Raw genomic sequence first — 19,376 nt, 5'->3', positions numbered from 1 at the left:
GAAGAAAGGTATGGGCTACAAATCCGACATCGAAATTGCACAGGAAACAGAGATGCAGCCGATTTCCGAGATCGCAAAGACAGCAGGAATCGACGAAAAGTACTTGGAGCATTATGGAAAGTACAAAGCAAAAATCGATTATAACATGCTCCAGGAGAGCAAGAAGAAAGACGGAAAGCTGATCCTGGTAACAGCCATCAACCCGACGCCGGCCGGAGAAGGAAAGACGACGACGACGGTAGGCCTGGCGGATGGAATGAGAAAGATCGGAAAGAACGTGATGGTGGCTCTGCGTGAGCCGTCGTTGGGACCGGTATTCGGAGTAAAAGGCGGAGCAGCAGGTGGAGGATACGCGCAGGTAGTCCCGATGGAAGACATCAACCTTCACTTCACGGGAGATATGCACGCGATCGGAGCGGCGAACAACCTGCTGGCGGCAATGTTAGACAACCATCTGTATCAGGGAAATAAGTTAAACATTGATCCGAGAAGAATCACGTGGAGACGGTGCGTAGATATGAACGACCGCCAGCTTCGTTTCGTAGTAGACGGCCTTGGCGGAAGAGTAAACGGAGTACCGAGAGAAGACGGATACGATATCACGGTAGCGAGCGAGATCATGGCGGTGCTGTGCCTGTCGTCGGATATCATTGATTTGAAGAAGCGCTTAGCGCGTATTATCGTGGGATATACATACGATGAGAAGCCGGTAACGGCGGGAGACCTTCACGCAGAGGGAGCGATGACGGCGCTGTTAAAGGATGCCTTAAAGCCGAACCTGGTGCAGACGTTAGAGCATACGCCGGCGATCGTGCACGGAGGACCGTTTGCGAACATCGCCCATGGATGCAACTCGGTGATGGCGACGAAGATGGCGTTAAAGCTAGGAGATTATGTGATCACGGAAGCCGGATTCGGAGCAGACCTTGGAGCGGAGAAATTCTTAGACATCAAGTGCCGTATGGCAGGGCTGACGCCGTCGGCGGTGGTAATGGTAGCGACGGTAAGAGCGCTGAAGAGCCATGGAGGAGTGGCGAAGGCGGATCTGAACGAAGAGAACCTTACGGCATTGGAGGCAGGACTGCCGAACCTGCTGCAGCACGTAGAGAATATCACGCAGGTATATAAGCTGCCGTGCGTAGTAGCGATCAACGCGTTCCCGACGGATACGAAGGCAGAGTTAGACCTAGTAGAGAAGAAGTGCAAGGAGCTGGGAGTAAACGTAGCGCTGTCGGAAGTATGGGCCAAAGGAGGAGAAGGAGGAATCGCGCTGGCGGAAGAGGTCGTAAGACTGGTAGAAGAGCCGAATGATTTCAGCTTCAGCTATGGCTTAGAGGGAAGCATCGAGGAGAAACTGGATGCAATTGTAAAGAGAGTATACCATGGAGACGGAGTGATGCTGACGGCGAACGCGAAGAAGCAGGCGGAGCAGTTAACGAAGCTAGGATTTGATAAGTGCCCGATCTGCGTAGCGAAGACGCAGTACAGCTTCTCGGACGATGCGGCATTAAAGGGAGCACCGAAGGGATTCACAGTAACGGTGAGAAACCTGAAGATCTCAGCGGGAGCAGGATTTATTGTAGCGTTGACGGGAGACATCATGACGATGCCGGGCTTACCGCCGGTACCGGCAGCGGAGAAGATCGACGTGGACGAGACCGGCAAGATCAGCGGCTTGTTCTAAGCGGTATACGTTCTGCCAGGTAGATGATTAATGAAATAATAACCAGAACGGTTCATATTTAGCTATATCAAGCGGGGCAAAATGCCCCGCTTGTGCTATTCAATCACAAATTTATATCCAAGCCCCCAGACCGTGAGAATGTGCTTCGGGGCTTTGGGATTATCCTCAATTTTTCGGCGCAGATGGTTGATATGCACCATAATGGTGTTGTCGTCTACGCTCCAGTCTCCCCAGATTTGCTGGTAGAGCTGTTCCTTGGAAAATACCTGACCGATATGTTCCAGAAAAAAAGAAAACATCATGGTCTCCTTAGAAGAAAGGAAAATTTCTTTTCCGTTTTTTTTCAGCTTCAGAGTGGCTTTATCGAAAACAAATGGGCCTGCCGTTATCTGGGAGGATGTCTGCTTCGAAAGCTGATGGCTGCGGCGAATCATGGCTTTTACTTTCGCTCCCAGCACCACCGGGTTAAACGGTTTGGTGATATAGTCGTCTGCGCCTAACTCTAGACCGTAAAGAGTATCGTATTCTTCGTTTTTTCCGCTGACAATAATGACAGGAGTGTCAATTCCCTGGCGGCGGATTTGTTCCAGAAACTGAAAACCATCCATTCCTCTCATCGTCACGTCTAAAAGGATCAGATCAAAAGGTTCCCGCCGGACAAGCAAAAGAGCTTCTTCACCGCTGCTTGCGGAAAGGGACTTCAGCTGATTGCTGGTCATTACTTTTTCTAGCAAACGTCGGACCATCGGATCGTCATCAATGATCAAAACCTGTTCGGCAGCCATGGAATCCTCCTGTATTTCCCTGTTTTGTAAAAAGCATAGCATTTTTTTGCGTGCATAGCAAATCTTTTTTTGAAGGTAACGGTTGACAAAACCTATGAATTTTGTCATGCTGAAAAAAATAAAGAAAAAATAGCAGAGTCTTAAGGCTTTTTAAGATTTTTACAGAGGTATTTAAGAAAAATGATTTATAATAATTTCATCGAAGGATATCAACGATAAAATGGAAAAACAAAATATGCAAAGAAAAGAAAATAGCCGCAAAGCAATTGTCCTCTTGTCCGCCGGTATTCTGTTGACCAGTATCTTGCTGGCGCTTTCTCTCTATCAGATGCTTTCCAATTATCAGAACCGCGTGATAGAGGGGCAGACGCAGCAGATGACGCATCTGGTGCGCTCTGTGACCAACAGCATCGAGGTCTATGTAGAGGAATACCGTCGGGATTTGCGCATTGCCGCCGGAGATATTTCTCATTTTTATGAGGATATGGAGGTGGATAAAGAAAGCCTTTTGTGCTATCTGAGAGAGCAAGTAGCCATCCGTGGGAATAATCTTGGCTGTGCCTTCTATGAAACGGCGGAGGGAGAGCGTTTCTTTTCCGCTCCTTTCGAGAACTGGGATACCGTGCGTGAGATGTATTCCGACGATGAGGGGGAGCAGATGGAATTGGTGCGAACCGGGCAGCGGGATTTTTATCTGCGCCTGTCTGCGAAGACGGTATCTGGAGGACGCTTAAGCTTCTTTTTGGATATCCGCGCCATGTATGAACAGACCGCCTCTTACATTACGTTGGGAGAAAACGGTTATATTATGCTAAAGGCTTCCGATGGAATGATCCTAAATCATCCGGTGGAAGAGCAAATCGGTATCGATGTGATTGACGATCGCCAGGCAGAGTATCCGGATTTTGATCTGACGGAGTTGGCTGCCATGGTAGACGATCAGTTAGCCGGAAAAACGGGAACAGCCATCTATGAATCCTATTGGTGGGCAGAGGAAGAACCGAGTCGGGTAAGAAAAATTTCTTCTTATGAGCCGGCGCATCTGGGGAATGATTTTATCGTCGTCAGCGCTGTGATCGATTACAGTGAACTGTCCATACCCATACGGGACGGCATGGTGCGTATTTTGGCAGTAGCAGGATCTTTGGGAGCGATGCTTATCCTGCTTTTGGTAGGATTTGTGCGCGTTATGCTCCGTATGCGCAGCTATGAGGCAGAAAATGCCCGGCTGCGCCAGCTCAACGAGCAGTTAGAGGCGCTTCGGGAAAAAGAAGAAAGGCTGGCTCATCAGCAGCGGTTGCAGCTTTTAGGAACCATGACCGGCGGTATCGCCCATGAATTTAACAATTTGTTAACTCCTATCATGGGATATTCCGTGATACTTTTAGCCGATACCGAACCGACCAGCGAACGCTATGCCGATTTACAGGAGATCTATGACTCCGCAAAAAAGGCAAAAGAGATCATCGATCAGCTTTCGCAGTTCTCAGGAAAAAATGCAGAAAAGACCTTTCGCAGCCTGCCGATCACTCAGGTGATCCATAAGGCCATGGTGATGGTAAATTCCATTATCCCTCGCCATATACGATTGGAAAACAGACTTTCGGACACCGAAGCGGCGGTCTGGGGCAACCCTACGCAAATTACCCAAATTCTCTTAAATCTTTGCAACAATGCCATTCACGCGATGAAGGATGTGGAGCAGGGGGAGTTGGTGGTGGAAAGCCAAATTTTGACCCCAGATAAAAAAAAGCACCCATTTTTCCGAGGAAAGGAAAAAAAATTATTTTATCGTTTGTCCATTCGTGACAATGGTTGTGGAATGAGCGAAGAGACGCTTGCGCAGATTTATGTCCCCTTCTTCACCACAAAGAAGGCGGGAGAAGGTACAGGACTAGGTCTTTCCATTGTACAGCGTATTGTGGAAGCCCACCATGGTCTCCTCTGTGTGACCAGTGCGCCAGGAGAGGGAACGGAATTTGTGGTTTATCTTCCGTTAGAAAGGCCCTCTGAAGAAACGATCAAAGGAGGAAAAAAATTATGAGTGAAACACTGGTAGCTATTCTTGGTTTTCTATGTATTATCGCAATCGTAGTCACTCTGTTTAAGAGCAAGACCTTGCCTAGTATTGCCTTTATCGTGTTCCCCACTATTTTGGCTTTGATTTTGGTGGTGGGCGGTTATTACACCATGGACGATATGGGATCTCTGATCAAAAGCGGTTTTAGCAGTACCAGCCCTACGGCGGCTCTGTTCGTGTTCAGCGTACTGTATTTTGGTATCATGACGGATGCTGGTATGTTTGACGTGATTATTAACTGTTTGATGAAGCTGGTAGGGGGGAATGTTATCGGCGTCACTTTAATGACCGCGGTTATCGCTCTGATTGGCCATTTGGACGGCGGCGGTGCTTCCACTTTTTGTATCGTGGTGCCTGCTATGCTGCCGGTATATAAGAGATTGCACATGCGTCCCACCAGTCTGCTGAGAGTGGCTGTTCTGGCTATGGGTGTGTTAAACCTGATGCCCTGGGCCGGTCCCACGATGCGCGCCGCCACCGTATTGGGCGTAGAGCCTGCCAGCTTGTGGAGTACTCTGATTCCGATTCAGATCTTTGGCATCCTATTAGTTTTTGTGGTAGCCTTTATCACCGGCACGATGGAGGTAAAGAGAGGCGCAGGTTTCAATGGCCGCCTGGCTGAGATTGAGGGGGAGGTTGTACTGGATGCGGCCGAGCAGGCGGAGAAAAGCGATTTGGCGCGGCCGAAGCTCTTTTGGTTTAATATTTTCCTGACCATCGCTGTCATCGCTCTGCTGATTTACGATATCTTTCCCAGCTATGTGCCCTTTATGTTTGGCGTAGCTGTGGCCATCCTGGTGAACTATCCGGGGGCAAAGATGCAGAAAAAAATCATCAACAGCCATGCGGGTCCTGCGTTGATGATGTGTTCTACTCTGATGGGAGCTGCCGTATTGATGGGTGTGCTAGTAAAAAGTGTAACGGTGAATGGCGTGGAGATCAACAGTGTGATTACCTGTATGTCTAATTTGATCTCTGCAGGGATGCCGGATATTTTGGGACATCATCTGCCTTTGGTTATCGGTATATTGAGCGTACCGTTAGCGCTGGCCTTTGATACGGACAGCTATTTCTACGGTATGTTGCCGGTTATGATGGGGATCGGTGCGGGCTTCGGCATCGATGCGACTCCAATCGCTGTGGCCATGGTGGTTTGCCGTAACTGCGCTACCTTCATCAGCCCGATGGTACCGGCAACTTTACTGGGCGTCGGTCTGGCGGATGTAGATATTAAGGATCATATTAAAAATTCCTTTTTGTGGGTATGGGGTTTTAGTATCCTCTGCATGATCTTCGCCGTTGTGCTCGGCATTATCCCGCTGTAAACGGAAAATAAAATATGCGAATTTTTATACCCCGGCGAGAAACAGGTTCCGCCGGGGTATATTTGTAAAGTTTATAATTCGCAACAATACGTTTTTTTAAATAAGTTTGTGGCTATTCCGCCTGCTTTTTCCCTTCGAATTTCGACAGCAGGAAGAAGCATAAGAACATTAACGCCGTGGAGCACAGCAGTGGAATCCAAGGGCTCTTCATGATGCCAACCAGCAGATAGCCGACAAAGCAGATGGCGGCCACAAAGGTGGTGTAGGGCAGCTGCGTGGAAACGTGCTTCAGGTGATCGCACTTTGCTCCGGTGGACGAGAGAATCGTCGTGTCGGAGATCGGAGAGCAGTGATCGCCATAAACGGAACCAGCAAGCGTCGCGCCCATGGCGGAAAGCATGTAAGGCGCGCCGGCATCTCCGGAACAGATGGAGATAACGATCGGAAGGAGAATACCAAAGGTTCCCCAAGCAGTTCCCATGGAGAAAGAAAGGAACGCTGCGATCAGGAATACGAAAGCGGGCAGAATGCTAAGGGGTACGCCAGAGCTTTCTACGACGCCGCTGACAAAAGGCCCAGTGCCAAGCATATAGCGGCAAGTGCTGCTAAGGGACCAGGCGAAGGTTAAAATCATGATAGCAGGAACCATGGACTTTACTCCGCTGACGCAACCGGCCATAAAATCCCGGAAGGTAAGGAGCTTGCGGGGCAAATACATAACGGCGGCGACTACCAGAGCGGCAAAAGCGCCAAGAGACAAGCCGAAAGTGGGCTGCTCGCCGATGGCTTCGATAAATCCCATTTCTCCGGTAAAATATCCTCCGGCATAAGCCATTCCTAAAATGGAGCAGATGACCAAGACAACAATCGGGATGACCAGATCCATCACCCGGCCGTTGGGAGAGACGTGGATGCCTTGAATTTCATCGGAAACGCCGGTATCCTCGTAATCTTTTGTCTTTGCTTCCAGTTCCGCCTTTTTCATCGGACCGAAATCAAATTTGGTCAGACATAGGAAGAGAACCATGATAATGGTTAGCAGGGCATAAAAGTTGTAGGGGATCGCCTGTACAAAAGCGGCGAATCCATCCGTCTCCGTCCCCAGTTGTCCAGCGACAGCTACGGCCCAGCTGGAAATCGGGGAAATGATACAGATCGGCGCGGCCGTAGCGTCGATCAGGTAAGCTAGTTTTTCACGGGCAATTTTGAATTTGTCTGTAACCGGCTGCATCACTGTGCCGACGGTCAGACAGTTAAAGTAGTCGTCGATAAAAATCAAAAGACCAAGAGCAGCCGTACAGGTTTTGGCTCCGGCAGGGGATTTGATTTTTTTACTGGCCCAGTTCCCGTAAGCCCGGGACCCGCCTGCCATGGTGACTACAGCCACCACCGCGCCTAACAAGGACAGGAACAAGATCATAAAGCCATTTTCTCCGATTTGTTCCGCCATCATCTTCGGGACCATAAAAATCCCTTCCAGTATGCCAGTTCCAGCCGAACAGCTATAGATAATAAGGCCGGAGGCAACGCCGACGAGAAGGGAAGAATATACTTCTTTCGTCAGCAGCGCAAGGATGATGGCTAAGAGCGGTGGCAGGATGGAAAGCCAGCCGACCTGTAGCATTTCATAACCTTCCATAATTTTCTCCTTTTCTCATAAGAATTGTGTATACTTTTGTCAATCGATGGTAGTATATCATGTTCCGACAAAACTCGCAACGTTTCTCCTTCTAATTTTCAAAAAATTCTTGACAAGGGGAGGAAATGTAGTTATACTGTGTTATATGGTTAATTACTTGAGTAATTAACTAAAAAACAAGAAGAAAAGGAAGGGCCGAATGATACGTTTGGATGATGAAAAGCCGATTTTTCTCCAAATTGCAGAGGGAATAGAAGATAGCATTTTATCCGGGGCGTTTCCGGAAGGGAGCCAAATTCCATCTATCACGGAATTTTCCGTTCAATACAGGATTAATCCGGCTACAGCGCTAAAAGGCATCAATTTGCTGGTGGATGCGGGCGTGGTGTATAAACAAAGGGGGATTGGAATGTTTGTCAGGGATGGCGCGGTGGAGCAGCTTCGCGGAAAAAGAAAAGAGCAGTTTTACGACAAATATATCGGAACTTTGGTGGAAGAAGCAAGACGGCTCCAATTGACAGAGACGGATATTAAGCAAATGATCGAAAGGGGGTTTGAACATGAGTCGCATTGAGGCAAGGGGAGTTGAAAAGAGTTATGGAGCGGTTCACGCATTGAAGCAGGTTAGCCTTACATTGGAGGAAAATAAAATATACGGCCTTCTTGGACGGAATGGAGCAGGAAAGAGTACCCTTTTAAAAATTTTGGCTGGATGGATTTTCCCAGATCAGGGAGAGGCCGCTGTGGACGGCGTTCCTGTGTTAAAGGAAGAAGATCGGATGGGAGATATTTATCTCATGAGCGAGCAGAATCTCTATCCGGATGGGATGGATGTCCGGGCGGCAATCCGTTATGGCACGAAATTGTATCCGGAATTTGATTCCGCGTATGCGATGCGGTTGGCGGAGAAATTTAAGCTTCCGATGAAGACTGGGATTACGAAGCTTTCCACCGGTTACCGCTCGATTTTTAAGGTGATTATGGCGCTTTCCGTCAATACGCCGGTGGTATTTTTTGATGAGCCAGTCCTGGGATTGGATGCGAATCATCGGGAACTGTTTTATCGGGTCTTTTTGGAAAAATACGCGGAGCGGCCTTTTACCGCGGTGATTTCTACTCATCTGATCGACGAAGTGGCCAATGTGGTGGAGGATGTTATCTTACTTCGCAAGGGGGAGATCATTTATCAGGGCTCCCGCGAAGCATTGCTGGAGCAAGGCTATGCGGTTTCCGGAAAAGCGGCGGATGTGGACAGCTATCAGAAAGGCCGTCCGGTAATCGCTGAGGAAAGCTTCGGGGGATTGAAAGCAGCTTACTTTTGGGGGGAGAAGCGTCCGGAAGTTTTGCCGGAGGGTTTGGAACTATCAAATATGGATTTACAGAAATTATTTATCCGCCTGACCGGAGAGGAGGGGGAAGAATGAAACAAAAAGGAGCTATTTATTATCAGCTGGCCGCGATGAAGCGGCCGATGGGAACCTTTTATTTGATTCTTGTATTGCTATTTTGCGTCATGGTAATTGCCAATGCAATTTTCGGCTCAATTGGCTATGGCGGTGTGGAAGTTGCTAGTATGATCTGCATCTTTGTGGTTGGATGCTGCTCTTTTAAAGAAGATTTTCTCTTTCTCATTCAAAGTGGAGTTGGCCGCAAGACGATTTTGACATCTCAATGCCTGTCTTATTCCCTGCTTTGCGTTGGGATGGCGGCCGCAGATACGATTCTTGCCTGCGGGATGACGCTGATCAGTAATGCTTTGCATTTTGAGGGGTATCATCCGCTTCTCGTAAACAGCTATTTGTGGGAGGATGGGATTTTAGGACATATTCCCGTTAACTTTTTGTTGCTGATGGCGGCCTATCTGATGCTTTACAGCTTTGGTTACCTTTTAGCTGCTATGTCCTACCGAGGTGGAAAACGAGTCACGATTTGCCTTTCCGTTGGTTTACCGGTGACTCTGTTTGTCTTGCTTCCCGCTTGCATCGAATTGGGAAGTGGAATGGGAATGCTTCAATGGGTGTTGAATGTTCTCCTGTGGTTAAGCGTTTCCTATGGGCGGACCATCGGAGCGCTTTTGATCATCGCCGCCGTCTGTTTTGCCATCGGCGGGCGCCTGCAGCTAAAAGCTCAAGTAAAGGCATAAAGTGTTTTGGATGCTGGAAAAAGAAACGCTCCGTGAAGAATGTGCAGGGAAGTCCGTTGTTTTCGGAAAAATACATCTGACCCACAAAATAAGAGGGCTCCTCATGGATGAGGGACCCTCTTATTTTGTTCTATTAGGAAAATTCGTTGTTACTTATTCGTCTGAAATGTCTTTATAGATTTTCTTTGATCGTTTTTACACAGTTTTCTTGGGTCAGGCCGAATGCGCCCTTCAGATAGCTGAGCGTACCAACCTGTCCGAATTGATCGTTGACGCCGAGCCGTTTCAACCGAACGCCGCAGCCGCCTTCTGCCATGACTTCCGCCACAGCTCCGCCAAGACCGCCGATAATGCTGTGATTTTCAAAGGTGACGACCAGCTTCTTCCCAGCGGCTTCCTTTAAGATCAGCTCGGAGTCTAACGGTTTCACCGTGAACATATCCACAACTTCCACAGAGATTCCTTCCGCAGCCAGCTCTTCGGCCGCGCCGATGGCGTCGTGAAGTACTTCGCCCATCGCAATCAAGAGAACGTCGGAACCCTCCCGAATGATATTTCCTTTTCCAATGGTAAAGGTGGAGCCTTCTTCGTAGATGTTTACGGTATTTTTCCGGTTGGCGCGGATATAATGTACGCCTGTGTAAGGCACCAGCTCTCGAATCAACCAAGCCAGCTGTGCGCCGTCGGCTGGGTCAAAGACCATGGCCTCAGGAATGGTCCGCATGATGGCGACGTCCTCAAAAGAGGTGTGAGTACCGCCGTTGGCGGCCACGCAGACGCCGGGGTCGGAACCATAGATATTGATGGTATTCTTTGCATAGGCGCCAGACAGGAAAATTTGATCCAGAGAACGGCGTGCAACAAAGGGGGCGAATGTGTGTACAAAAGGAACGTAGCCGCGCATGGACATGCCGGCGGCGGCACACATCATATTTGCCTCTGAGATGCCCATATTCAGAAAGTTTTCCGGATGAGCCTTCTGTACTTTTCCAAACTTAGACGCGCCTGCCAGGTCGGCATCCATAACAAAAATCTTTTTATTTTCATCGATCAGAGCATTCAGCGTGTCGGCAAATACTGTCCGAAGCTCCTGATCTTTTCCATCCATCGCTAATTTCCACATGCTTACAGACCTCCGTTTTCTTTCAGCCAGGCTTCAATGCGGGCGATATCTTCATCGGTCGCAGCATCCGCTTCGGCGTTGAATTTCGGTGCGTGGTTGTCCACCAGAGCTTCCCAGTAAGGGGAACCCTGCCCCTTGATGGTGTTCATGACGACGCAGACCGCCTGATCTTTGACGCCTTTTACTTCTTCGATTGCCTTGTCGATGGCTTCTTCATCTGAGCCGTCGCAGCGTACCGTATAAAAACCAAAGGCGCGCATTTTTTCCGCAATGTCAAACTGACGGATGATATCTTCGGTCCAGCCGTCCAGCTGACGTTTATTTTCGTCAATAAAGACAATAACTTCATTCAGTTTGTGGGAGGCGATAAATTGGAATGCTTCCCAACACTGTCCTTCATTCAACTCTCCATCTCCGACGATCAGATAAACTTTCTGATCGGAGTGCTCCAGGCGGAGCGTGTAACCGAGACCGGCAGCTACGGAAGTACCTTGTCCCAGGGAACCGGTCGTAGCGTCTACGCCGGGCGTTTTTGTTTTGTCCGGATGGGAAGGAAGCGTGGTGCCGCCTTCGTTTAAGGTAAACAGAAAGTCTTTATCGAAATATCCCTGCTCTGCCAAAGTAGCATAGAGGGCGGGGCCGGCATGTCCTTTCGACAGCACGAGATAATCCCGGTTTTCCCAGCCTGGATTCTTGGCATCGTGACGCAGGTGCCGGTTGTACAAGACGGATAGCAGCTCAATAACAGACATTGCGCCGCCCAGATGGCCATACCGCCTCCATTTCAGCATCTTTAGGACATCCAGACGCACCTTGGCAGAATGGATCTTACATGCCTGCAGTTCCTTTTTTTCCATGATTTGACCTCCAGATTCTTCTATCTATCGTTCCGATAATACTATAGCATGGATTTCTCATATGTAAACCTTTTTTTTGGTTTTGCAAAGATTTGACGATCAAAAGTATTTATGACTTCATTTCCTTTTGGTGTTTGGAATCCAGAAGCGGTACCAGATATTGGTCGCAATATTGGTTGAAACGATCCTGATAACCAGCCATTTCTCCGCGGTGAACGGCCTTTAGATAGCTATGCCGGTCAAAATCTTCATCGATCTTTTGCTTCTGGACGATATAAACGGCGATATTGGAGCAGTGGTCGGAAATTCGTTCCATATTATTTAAAAGTTCTATAAAGGATATTCCAGTATCTACCGAACAGGTTCCACTTTGGAGCCGTTCAATATGGTGATTTCTTAGTTCTGCTATCATTGCGTCAATGGCTTCTTCCAAGGGTTCGACAGAAAGTAGGTGTTCTTTTTCTTCGGTTTGGAATGATTCTAGGGTTTCATTGACAATATGGTGCACCGCGTCGAAGAGAAGGCGGGCTTCCCTTACGCCCTGTTCGGTAAAGGAAATATTGGTTTCCGACATATATTCGGCAGTCTCCGCAATATTGACGCAGTAATCCCCAATTCGTTCAAAATCACTGACGCACTGAAGAATTTCCGTGGCCTCATGAGATTCTTGGTCAGAAAGGCTGTGGCGGGTGACTTTGACTAAATACTCGCCGAGGGAGGCTTCGCATTTATCCAGAAATCGTTCGTTTTCCTCCAGTTGTGCCAGCTGCCGAAGATCATATTTTTCTAACAAAAGGCCTTCAGATATGGAAAGGTTTTCCTGTATGGAGTCGCCCATGCTGTAAAGTACTTTTTTACATTGTTCTAAGGCGACGCCAGGATTTTTCAAAAAGAGATCATCCAGGTAATCAAGGGCATGGCTGGTGCGAAGGGATTCATCGTCTTTAATAATCCGTTCAGAGAATCTGGCCAATGAATTGACAAAGGGCATTAAAACCAAAGCGGTGACCAGGTTGAAGCAGGTATGGATGGTAGCAATATCTCCGCGATTTACAATTTGGCTGAAAAATGAAAAACGAAATACCGCGTTTAACCCGTACATTCCGAGGGCAAATAGAACGACGCCAAAGACATTAAAGATCAGATGAACGAAGACCGCTCGTTTGGAATTCCGGTTTGTGCCGAAACTTGCCAAAACAACGGCGAGACATTTTCCGATATTTTGACCAAGGATCAATGGGAACGCCATAGCAAAAGAAACGGTTCCTGTGGAGGACAGAGCTTGGAGGATACCGACGGAAGCAGAAGAACTCTGAATAATCGCAGTAACCAGAGCGCCCACGAGGATACCGAGAATTGGATTTTCAAAGGCTAAAAAGAGCTGTTGAAAGTCGGGATCATTGCGCAAAGGGGAAAGGGTATTTTCCATAGTGGTCATTCCCCAAAATAAAATACCGAAGCCAAGCAGAAGGTTGGCGATATTTTTCGTCTTTTTTCGTTTTGCCATCAGCATAATCCCGGCGCCCACGGCAATGATGATGGGTGCAAAGGCGGAGGGCTTTAAAAGAGAGAGAAAGATCCCACCGGATTCTAGGTCGCCGAGGCGAAGAATCTGAGCTGTGGCGGTAGAACCAATATTAGCCCCGAATATAACGGGAAGCGCCTGGGACAGTTTCATCATGCCGGCATTGACAAAGCCCACCACCGTGATGGTCGTGGCGGCCGAACTTTGAATAATGGCGGTGACACCTGTACCAAGGGCTAGGCCTTTCCAACGATTACTAGTTAACGTTTCCAAAGTTTTTTCCAGTTTGGCGCCTGCCAAACGTTCAATTGCCTTGGCCAGCAGACCCATTCCATATAGGAAAAGGCCGATACCGGCAAAAAGGGGCAAAAAAGATAGGATGTCCATAGCTCTCCCTCATCTGCAGTGCAAATTTAAAACGGAATTCAAGAGGCGCGTTATCACGCCTGAGATACCTCCTCTAGTATACATGAAATCTCCAGCGAAATAAAGAAGAATTTGTGAAACTGGAGAGAAGGATATAAAAATTTATTTTAGGCAGTTGAAAAATAAAGCGAGAGAACGTTCCCTTTTTATAAGAGACATGGTATAATATACGCGTTGGCAATGAGCAGTGCCGCGAAGTAAGGTGTCAAAATGACTGCTTGCAGTCATTTTGACACCTTACGGAGCGATAGGGCGAAGCCCGTGAACTTGAAAAGCCGAAGGCTTTTCGAGTGTGCACTGCGGATAAGATAGGAAGTAAAATGTCAAATCGACTGTTTACAGACGAATTTGGCATCTTACGGAGCGATAGGGCGAATGCCCGTGAACTAGAAAAGCCGAAGGCTTTTCAAGTGTGCACTGCGGATAAGATAGGAAGTAAGGTGCCAAATCGGCTGTTTACAGACGAATTTGGCATCTTACGAAGCGATAGGGCGAAGCCCGTGGACTAGAAAAGCCGAAGGCTTTTCTAGTGTGCACTGCGGATAAGATAGGAAGTAAGATGCCAAATCGGCTGTTTACAGACGAGTTTGGCATCTTACGAAGCGATAGGGCGAAGCCCGTGAACTCGAAAAGCCGAAGGATTTTCAAGTGTGCACTGCGGATAAGATAGGAACCAAGGGGGAGAGGCCCGCCGGAGGTGGGAGGAGCCCTTAGTTCGGTTGGGTGAAAAGAAAAGCAAGCGTTTTTACAAGGGGCTGACGTGAAATCAAATAGACAGGCAAGTATGTCCCATTGCCTACTTATAAATAAATTTAGGGAACGATTATGAACTATGTGATCTTTGATCTGGAATGGAACCAGTGTCCTCAGGGAAAGGAAAAGGAGAACCCCAGGCTTCCTTTTGAGATTGTGGAGATTGGCGCGATCAAATTAAATGAGCGAAAAGAGGAAATCGGGCGCTTTCAGGAGGTGATTCGGCCCCTGGTCTATCGGCGTCTGCATTATCGTACCAAAGAAGTCATTCATTTGGAGCAGGAAGAACTGGACCGGGCAAGGACGTTTTCACCGGTGGTTCGTGATTTTCTAAATTGGTGTGGAGATGATTTCCGGTTTGTCACTTGGGGAAGCCTAGACTTAAATGAACTACAGCGGAATATGGATTATTATCGGATACGGAATACGTTGCCTAATCCGTTATTTTTTTATGACCTGCAAAAGATGTTTAGCCTTTTGTACGACGATGGAAAGAGCCGGTTGGCGTTGGAACAGGCGGTAGAATATCTGGGAATCGAAAAAACGATTCCTTTCCATCGGGCCTTTGACGATACGTATTATACGGCGGAAGTGATGAAACGGATGGATTTGAACGAGGTTGGCCGTTATGAATCCATTGACTATCATCGAATTCCATCTTCCCGCCAAGAGGAAATCTATCGAGACTTTGGAACTTATATAAAGTATGTATCAAAAAGCTTTGCGACCAAGGAAGAGGCTATGACGGATCGGGTGGTAAGTTCGATGCGGTGCAGCCGATGCGGCCTTCCGGTTTGGAAGAGAATTCGGTGGTTTTCTACGGGAACCAACGTCTATTTATCTTTGGTGCAATGTCCAAGGCACGGATATGTGAAGGGGAAAATTCGAATTAAGAAAACATCGGATGGGCGGGTTTTTGCCGTAAAGACGATCAAGCAGGCCGACGAAGAGGCCGTTCAGAAACTAAAGGAGAAAAAAGAGCAGATTCGGGAACGGCGGAGAGGCCGTAGAAAAAAGGGACGGTAGTCAAATGTCCTATGGGAGTTCTACCGGTGGACGTGCCGGTATGTCTCGGCGCATTGTCCATGTATGAATAAAGAGCTACTTCTTCCTAAATTAATGTAAGAAGTAATACCTTCCGTTGGCAAGGGCGCACACGGTCAGGACAAAACAAATGAAGATAAATATTTGAAAAGAAAAGAGGAGGAAATCAGAAGACCATGCGGTTAAAAAATGTTCCAGGGGCCCGTGAAGCCATCGCGGACAGCAAATTTGTTGTTTTGTACCCGGAACAGCAAAAAGGAAACTGGGCGGCGCTATTTGGAAACGATCATCCGGTTCACATTGAGATTGGGATGGGAAAGGGAAAGTTTTTGACAGGAATGGCAGCGGCGCATCCGGATATTAATTATATTGGAATCGAAAAATATTCCAGCGTATTGCTGCGGGCTGTCCAAAAGCAGGAGGAGCTGCGGTTGCCGAATCTCCGTTTGATTCGGATGGATGCGGAGGCGCTTCCGGAAGTTTTTGACCGAAATGAAGTGGCTCGAATCTATTTGAATTTTTCGGATCCCTGGCCGAAGGACCGCCATGCAAAGCGTAGGTTGACCTCGGGCGCATTTTTAGCGCGTTATCATGAAGTATTGACTCGTATTGGCCGTTTAGAGTTTAAGACGGATAATCGAAGCTTATTTGAGTTTTCTCTGGAATCCATCGTAGAAAACGGGTGGAGAATTTTGGAAAACACCAGTGATCTGCATCATAGCGAACTGAACGACGGAAATATTATGACGGAATATGAAGAACGGTTTTCTGCACTGGGGAATCCGATTTATAAGTTGATTGCTGATCAGGGAGCGGAATAGGACGGCTTATTATGCCATATACTAGAAATGAGCTTGAGATGTGGGGTGCAGAATGGGAATCCGGAGAAGTTGGCAGGTGAAATTGGCCAGGATGACTAGCCGGAAGAGTCATTTGGATAAAAAAGCGTTTCGGATCAAAAAATGCTTGGATGAAGTAAGGGATACTTTGAATAACCAACGAAAATAGGAGGAGACAAAATGACAAAGGTTTTTACGGACGGTAATTTTGAGGAAGAAGTGCTAAAGTCGGACAAGCCAGTCCTTGTAGATTTTTATGCGGATTGGTGCGGGCCTTGTAAGATGATGGCGCCAGTGCTGGAAACGCTCTCGAATCAGTATGAGGGAAAGATCGTAATTGGAAAGCTGAATGTAGATGAAAACAGCGAGACCGCTTCGAGATATCAGGTTCGTTCGATTCCGTATATGGTGCTGTTTCAGAATGGCCAAGTCGTGGACTCTTTGTTGGGGTTAACTCCGGCTGAGAGCGTGGAAGCAGTGTTGAAAAAAGTTTTATAATTTGTCAAAAAAGTACTTGCATTTCTCGTGGGTATAGGCTATAATAGGTCTCGTTCCGTTACCCACGGGGAATGAGACGGGCCATTAGCTCAGTTGGTAGAGCACCTGACTCTTAATCAGGGTGTCTAGGGTTCGAGCCCCTAATGGCCCACTAACGACGCCATCTTCGTTTAGCGAAAAGCTTTGCGGGGGTGGCGTTTCTTTGCGTTTTTGCGGGCTTTTTTGGCATTTTGGGCTCCTATATGAAATGAGTGAAAATAGGTGGAATTGACGGGAAATAGTGGCCTTCAAACTGTCGTCAGGGCCTTTTGGGGAGATCAATGTCGTCAAAATGTCGTCAAAAATCATGCCTCTAAAATGACGTTTTTGCGAGCTTTTTCTCGGTTTTTTCCTTTTGTTTATCCAGGTGTGCGTAGACCTCCATAATCAATTTATAATCGCTGTGTCCCATCAAACGGATCGCTTCTTTTTGCGATACGCCGGAATAGTAGAGGGAGGTGCAATAATTATGCCGGAAGGTGTACTGGATGAGGCCGAATATTTTTTGGTTCTTGATTCCGGTGTCGGTGACGGTTTCGCCAGCGGCTTCCCGGATTTTTTTCATAATGCCTTCCCACAATTTCCTTCGGCTGGATTTGGTCATGGGGCCGCCTTTCCGCTCCATCGGGAAAAGAACTATGTCGTCAACGGTCGGCAGGTAAGCGCGCAGAGCGTCCACCACGAAGGGCGGCATGGAGATTTCCCGATATCCGGACTGGGATTTGGGGCCTTTCCAGACCACGTTATTTTCGTCGTAGGTGATTGCTTCGTCGACTCGTAGGGTGTTTTCGCTCCAGTTGATATCGAGGGGCTTTAAAGCGGTAATTTCGCCTGGACGAAGGCCGCAGCCGCGAAGGATGGCGACATAGGCCCGCTGCTTGGGCGTAAAGTCTGCCTGGTCGATGGCGCTTTTTTCAATCTCTGTCAGGGAGCGCCGTCCGTTTTCGGGATCCTGCGTGGCGCTGGGAAGTTTGATCTTTCGGCAGATATCGCGGAGCAAAAGGCCATCGTCAATGGCGCAGTTTATGATCTGACGGACTGTCAAAAGGATTTGTTCGCATGTGCGGCGATGTTGGCTGTTTTGGTTGATAATCCGCTGGATGTCGGATTTTTTTATGTTGATCAAGGGGGAGTTGTGCAGGGGCTTTAGGTATTTATCGATTATCCGTTGATACATGGCTTTTGTGGGCGGTTGGTTGTTGATTTGATAGGTCTCAAACCATTGCTTGGCATAATCCCCAAATAGCACGTCTTTATGTGCGATATAGGTTCCATGCTCGATCTCGTATCGGATTTCAGAGACCTTCTTTTCCAGCTCTGCCGAGCTGTTGGCGTACACGGAAATTCGATTGGGACGGCCGTCGGGCAGATAGCCGTCTTGGACGTAGGTCCCAAATCTTCCATCTTTCCGGCGTTTGTATTTTGCTTTTGGCATAAGTGTTCCTCCTGGTTTTTATTTATGTCTGTAATGAGCGAAAAATGGGTACAAAAAGAACAGGGTACTTGACCCTGCCCGCCGAAGGGTGTATACTGTGCTTGTAAAAGGCAAAGCCTCCTTTGGTGGGCTGTGAGCCGCCTGGTGTTGGTAGCACTGGGCGGTTTTTCTCATAGGGGCTATGCGTCCTTTATCCGTAATAAGGAGAAAATTCCAACCTCCTCTGCTATCATTTTCAATTCTTTGTATATTGTAAGTCAAAGCATTTTCTAGTATATGGTAATTTTCCGTGTGGATCCGTGTTTTATCAATAATTATATTGATTGCAGAGATACGTAGAGACGCAATCGTAAGGGTGAATTTTTTTAATATTTCTATCTTTTGATCCTTTGTCCATTGGTAGGTTCGATATGGATTTTTATTCGTCAAAAAATGCTTTGTATGCATTTCTTGACGAATAAAAATCCATATTCTTTTTTCAGTTCAGATCGAAGTGTTTTAATAGTATCATAATTATCTTGCCATGAGCTACTCGGCATATATATACTGGTAAGAATAAATGATTCACTAGAGCTAGTATTTAATCCATCATCGCCAGTTTCATCGCAATATACAATTTGAGTTTCCATAGCTTTCTCCGTTCTTTTATCGTCATTCTTGTGGTGGACGTGGCCGGTCGCTGTTGACGCAGGGGCCGGTTTTTTACTTCTGTGATAATTTTTTTGTTCTCGTTCTAGCTGCTGAATGCTTTTTTCTGGGGTAGGAAGGTCTTTTGGCATAGTTCCGCCGAGGCGTTCGATGGTGGATCGTACTTCTTTACCGACATCATAATGTGTCTGGTTGGCCTTTTCTTTTCTTGCAGGAGAAAATGTTAGAAAAAAGCGGATTAAAACTATAATTATTGTTGTGAAACGAAAGCTGTGGTAATGTATATAACAAGATCTGATAGTTTTGTAGAGGGCTCTCAAATATTTACGGAAGCGTAGGTTTGAATATGTATCGCTTTCTTTTGTTCATTATGATATTACGATGATAAGAAGATTGAAAGCATATATTTCTCAAGAGCTAAAAGGAGAGCACTACATGGAGGATTTTCGAAAACTGCAAAAAGCTATTATTGACCTTGTTTTAAAAGTGACGGATTTTAAAAAATTGGAATACATATATCGGTTTATTAAGCG

Annotated in this window: 17 protein-coding genes and 1 tRNA gene; 11 read left to right on the top strand and 7 right to left on the bottom strand. The window is 47.3% G+C overall.

Features of this window, described 5'->3' with window-relative positions; translation table 11 throughout:
- The first annotated feature begins 10 nt into the window (after positions 1 to 10).
- Positions 11 to 1,684, top strand: a complete 1,674-nt coding sequence (locus ACCC71_RS14770; RefSeq protein ID WP_434310390.1) for a formate--tetrahydrofolate ligase — start codon at positions 11 to 13, stop codon at positions 1,682 to 1,684.
- A 95-nt stretch (positions 1,685 to 1,779) separates the two neighbouring features.
- On the opposite strand, the gene ACCC71_RS14765 is transcribed toward ACCC71_RS14770, so the two are convergent.
- Complete coding sequence (locus ACCC71_RS14765) at positions 1,780 to 2,469, bottom strand: response regulator transcription factor (protein WP_434310389.1); 690 nt, start codon at positions 2,467 to 2,469, stop codon at positions 1,780 to 1,782.
- Positions 2,470 to 2,689: 220 nt separating this feature from the next.
- Here ACCC71_RS14765 and ACCC71_RS14760 point away from each other — a divergent pair, with 220 nt between their 5' ends.
- Both ACCC71_RS14760 and ACCC71_RS14755 read left to right on the top strand, forming a co-directional pair.
- Positions 2,690 to 4,513 (top strand): ATP-binding protein, encoded by a 1,824-nt coding sequence (locus ACCC71_RS14760; protein ID WP_434310388.1) that lies wholly within the window; start codon positions 2,690 to 2,692, stop codon positions 4,511 to 4,513.
- Complete coding sequence (locus ACCC71_RS14755) at positions 4,510 to 5,874, top strand: CitMHS family transporter (RefSeq protein ID WP_434310387.1); 1,365 nt, start codon at positions 4,510 to 4,512, stop codon at positions 5,872 to 5,874. Before ACCC71_RS14760 ends, ACCC71_RS14755 begins: the two co-directional genes overlap by 4 nt.
- Positions 5,875 to 5,986: 112 nt before the next feature.
- Here the strand turns inward: ACCC71_RS14755 and ACCC71_RS14750 are convergent, their stop codons facing one another.
- Entirely contained in the window at positions 5,987 to 7,513 is a 1,527-nt protein-coding gene (locus ACCC71_RS14750; protein ID WP_434310386.1) for a Na+/H+ antiporter NhaC family protein, read from the bottom strand.
- A gap of 199 nt (positions 7,514 to 7,712) precedes the next feature.
- On the opposite strand from ACCC71_RS14750, the gene ACCC71_RS14745 reads away from it, so the two are divergent.
- Genes ACCC71_RS14745 through ACCC71_RS14735 form a run of 3 tightly spaced genes read left to right on the top strand, consistent with a single transcriptional unit; the run spans position 7,713 to position 9,656 of the window.
- Positions 7,713 to 8,087 carry a GntR family transcriptional regulator gene (locus ACCC71_RS14745; protein ID WP_434310385.1) on the top strand — a complete coding sequence of 125 codons (375 nt, stop codon included), beginning with the start codon at positions 7,713 to 7,715 and terminating at the stop codon, positions 8,085 to 8,087.
- Entirely contained in the window at positions 8,074 to 8,937 is an 864-nt protein-coding gene (locus tag ACCC71_RS14740) for an ABC transporter ATP-binding protein (RefSeq protein WP_434310384.1), read from the top strand. The genes ACCC71_RS14745 and ACCC71_RS14740 overlap by 14 nt, the downstream gene beginning before the upstream one ends.
- Positions 8,934 to 9,656 (top strand): hypothetical protein, encoded by a 723-nt coding sequence (locus ACCC71_RS14735; protein WP_434310383.1) that lies wholly within the window; start codon positions 8,934 to 8,936, stop codon positions 9,654 to 9,656. Before ACCC71_RS14740 ends, ACCC71_RS14735 begins: the two co-directional genes overlap by 4 nt.
- Before the next feature lie 172 nt (positions 9,657 to 9,828).
- Here the strand turns inward: ACCC71_RS14735 and ACCC71_RS14730 are convergent, their stop codons facing one another.
- From ACCC71_RS14730 to ACCC71_RS14720, 3 genes are all read right to left on the bottom strand, one after another.
- Entirely contained in the window at positions 9,829 to 10,779 is a 951-nt protein-coding gene (locus tag ACCC71_RS14730) for a transketolase family protein (protein ID WP_434310382.1), read from the bottom strand.
- Between the two features lie 2 nt (positions 10,780 to 10,781).
- Positions 10,782 to 11,636, bottom strand: coding sequence for a transketolase (locus ACCC71_RS14725; RefSeq protein ID WP_434310381.1), 855 nt, complete (start codon positions 11,634 to 11,636; stop codon positions 10,782 to 10,784).
- Positions 11,637 to 11,745: 109 nt separating this feature from the next.
- Entirely contained in the window at positions 11,746 to 13,548 is a 1,803-nt protein-coding gene (locus ACCC71_RS14720; RefSeq protein ID WP_434310380.1) for a Na/Pi cotransporter family protein, read from the bottom strand.
- Positions 13,549 to 13,907: 359 nt separating this feature from the next.
- Between ACCC71_RS14720 and ACCC71_RS14715 the strand changes: the two genes are divergently transcribed.
- From ACCC71_RS14715 to ACCC71_RS14695, 5 genes are all read left to right on the top strand, one after another.
- A complete protein-coding gene (locus tag ACCC71_RS14715; protein WP_434310379.1) occupies positions 13,908 to 14,096 on the top strand; it encodes a hypothetical protein in 189 nt (62 codons plus the stop codon).
- A gap of 316 nt (positions 14,097 to 14,412) precedes the next feature.
- The gene (locus tag ACCC71_RS14710) at positions 14,413 to 15,366 is read left to right on the top strand and encodes an exonuclease domain-containing protein (protein WP_434310378.1); all 954 of its coding nucleotides are present in this window, start codon (positions 14,413 to 14,415) and stop codon (positions 15,364 to 15,366) included.
- Between the two features lie 194 nt (positions 15,367 to 15,560).
- Positions 15,561 to 16,205: a tRNA (guanosine(46)-N7)-methyltransferase TrmB gene (gene trmB, locus ACCC71_RS14705; RefSeq protein ID WP_434310377.1), complete on the top strand. Its 645-nt coding sequence runs from the start codon at positions 15,561 to 15,563 to the stop codon at positions 16,203 to 16,205.
- 198 nt (positions 16,206 to 16,403) lie between these two features.
- A complete protein-coding gene (gene trxA, locus ACCC71_RS14700; protein WP_434310376.1) occupies positions 16,404 to 16,721 on the top strand; it encodes a thioredoxin in 318 nt (105 codons plus the stop codon).
- A gap of 78 nt (positions 16,722 to 16,799) precedes the next feature.
- Positions 16,800 to 16,872 (top strand) — tRNA-Lys (locus ACCC71_RS14695).
- A 201-nt stretch (positions 16,873 to 17,073) separates the two neighbouring features.
- Here the strand turns inward: ACCC71_RS14695 and ACCC71_RS14690 are convergent.
- Both ACCC71_RS14690 and ACCC71_RS14685 read right to left on the bottom strand, forming a co-directional pair.
- Positions 17,074 to 18,195 carry a tyrosine-type recombinase/integrase gene (locus ACCC71_RS14690; RefSeq protein ID WP_434310375.1) on the bottom strand — a complete coding sequence of 374 codons (1,122 nt, stop codon included), beginning with the start codon at positions 18,193 to 18,195 and terminating at the stop codon, positions 17,074 to 17,076.
- Positions 18,196 to 18,620: 425 nt separating this feature from the next.
- Positions 18,621 to 18,974 (bottom strand): hypothetical protein, encoded by a 354-nt coding sequence (locus ACCC71_RS14685; protein ID WP_434310374.1) that lies wholly within the window; start codon positions 18,972 to 18,974, stop codon positions 18,621 to 18,623.
- Positions 18,975 to 19,376 lie beyond the last annotated feature (402 nt).

Source organism: Hominifimenecus sp. rT4P-3, assembly GCF_051055405.1.
Taxonomy (GTDB): domain Bacteria; phylum Bacillota; class Clostridia; order Lachnospirales; family Lachnospiraceae; genus Pseudolachnospira.
The sequence above is the reverse complement of the archived record's forward strand: the minus strand, read 5'-3'. Positions and strand labels throughout refer to the sequence as shown.

Excerpts from the sequence above, each read along its gene's own strand:
- ACCC71_RS14770 (WP_434310390.1), top strand. The coding sequence starts at position 11 with ATGGGCTACAAATCCGACATCGAAATTGCACAGGAAACAGAGATGCAG.
- ACCC71_RS14765 (WP_434310389.1), bottom strand. The coding sequence starts at position 2,469 with ATGGCTGCCGAACAGGTTTTGATCATTGATGACGATCCGATGGTCCGA.
- ACCC71_RS14760 (WP_434310388.1), top strand. The coding sequence starts at position 2,690 with ATGGAAAAACAAAATATGCAAAGAAAAGAAAATAGCCGCAAAGCAATT.
- ACCC71_RS14755 (WP_434310387.1), top strand. The coding sequence starts at position 4,510 with ATGAGTGAAACACTGGTAGCTATTCTTGGTTTTCTATGTATTATCGCA.
- ACCC71_RS14750 (WP_434310386.1), bottom strand. The coding sequence starts at position 7,513 with ATGGAAGGTTATGAAATGCTACAGGTCGGCTGGCTTTCCATCCTGCCA.
- ACCC71_RS14745 (WP_434310385.1), top strand. The coding sequence starts at position 7,713 with ATGATACGTTTGGATGATGAAAAGCCGATTTTTCTCCAAATTGCAGAG.
- ACCC71_RS14740 (WP_434310384.1), top strand. The coding sequence starts at position 8,074 with ATGAGTCGCATTGAGGCAAGGGGAGTTGAAAAGAGTTATGGAGCGGTT.
- ACCC71_RS14735 (WP_434310383.1), top strand. The coding sequence starts at position 8,934 with ATGAAACAAAAAGGAGCTATTTATTATCAGCTGGCCGCGATGAAGCGG.
- ACCC71_RS14730 (WP_434310382.1), bottom strand. The coding sequence starts at position 10,779 with ATGTGGAAATTAGCGATGGATGGAAAAGATCAGGAGCTTCGGACAGTA.
- ACCC71_RS14725 (WP_434310381.1), bottom strand. The coding sequence starts at position 11,636 with ATGGAAAAAAAGGAACTGCAGGCATGTAAGATCCATTCTGCCAAGGTG.
- ACCC71_RS14720 (WP_434310380.1), bottom strand. The coding sequence starts at position 13,548 with ATGGACATCCTATCTTTTTTGCCCCTTTTTGCCGGTATCGGCCTTTTC.
- ACCC71_RS14715 (WP_434310379.1), top strand. The coding sequence starts at position 13,908 with ATGTCAAATCGACTGTTTACAGACGAATTTGGCATCTTACGGAGCGAT.
- ACCC71_RS14710 (WP_434310378.1), top strand. The coding sequence starts at position 14,413 with ATGAACTATGTGATCTTTGATCTGGAATGGAACCAGTGTCCTCAGGGA.
- trmB (WP_434310377.1), top strand. The coding sequence starts at position 15,561 with ATGCGGTTAAAAAATGTTCCAGGGGCCCGTGAAGCCATCGCGGACAGC.
- trxA (WP_434310376.1), top strand. The coding sequence starts at position 16,404 with ATGACAAAGGTTTTTACGGACGGTAATTTTGAGGAAGAAGTGCTAAAG.
- ACCC71_RS14690 (WP_434310375.1), bottom strand. The coding sequence starts at position 18,195 with ATGCCAAAAGCAAAATACAAACGCCGGAAAGATGGAAGATTTGGGACC.
- ACCC71_RS14685 (WP_434310374.1), bottom strand. The coding sequence starts at position 18,974 with ATGCCAAAAGACCTTCCTACCCCAGAAAAAAGCATTCAGCAGCTAGAA.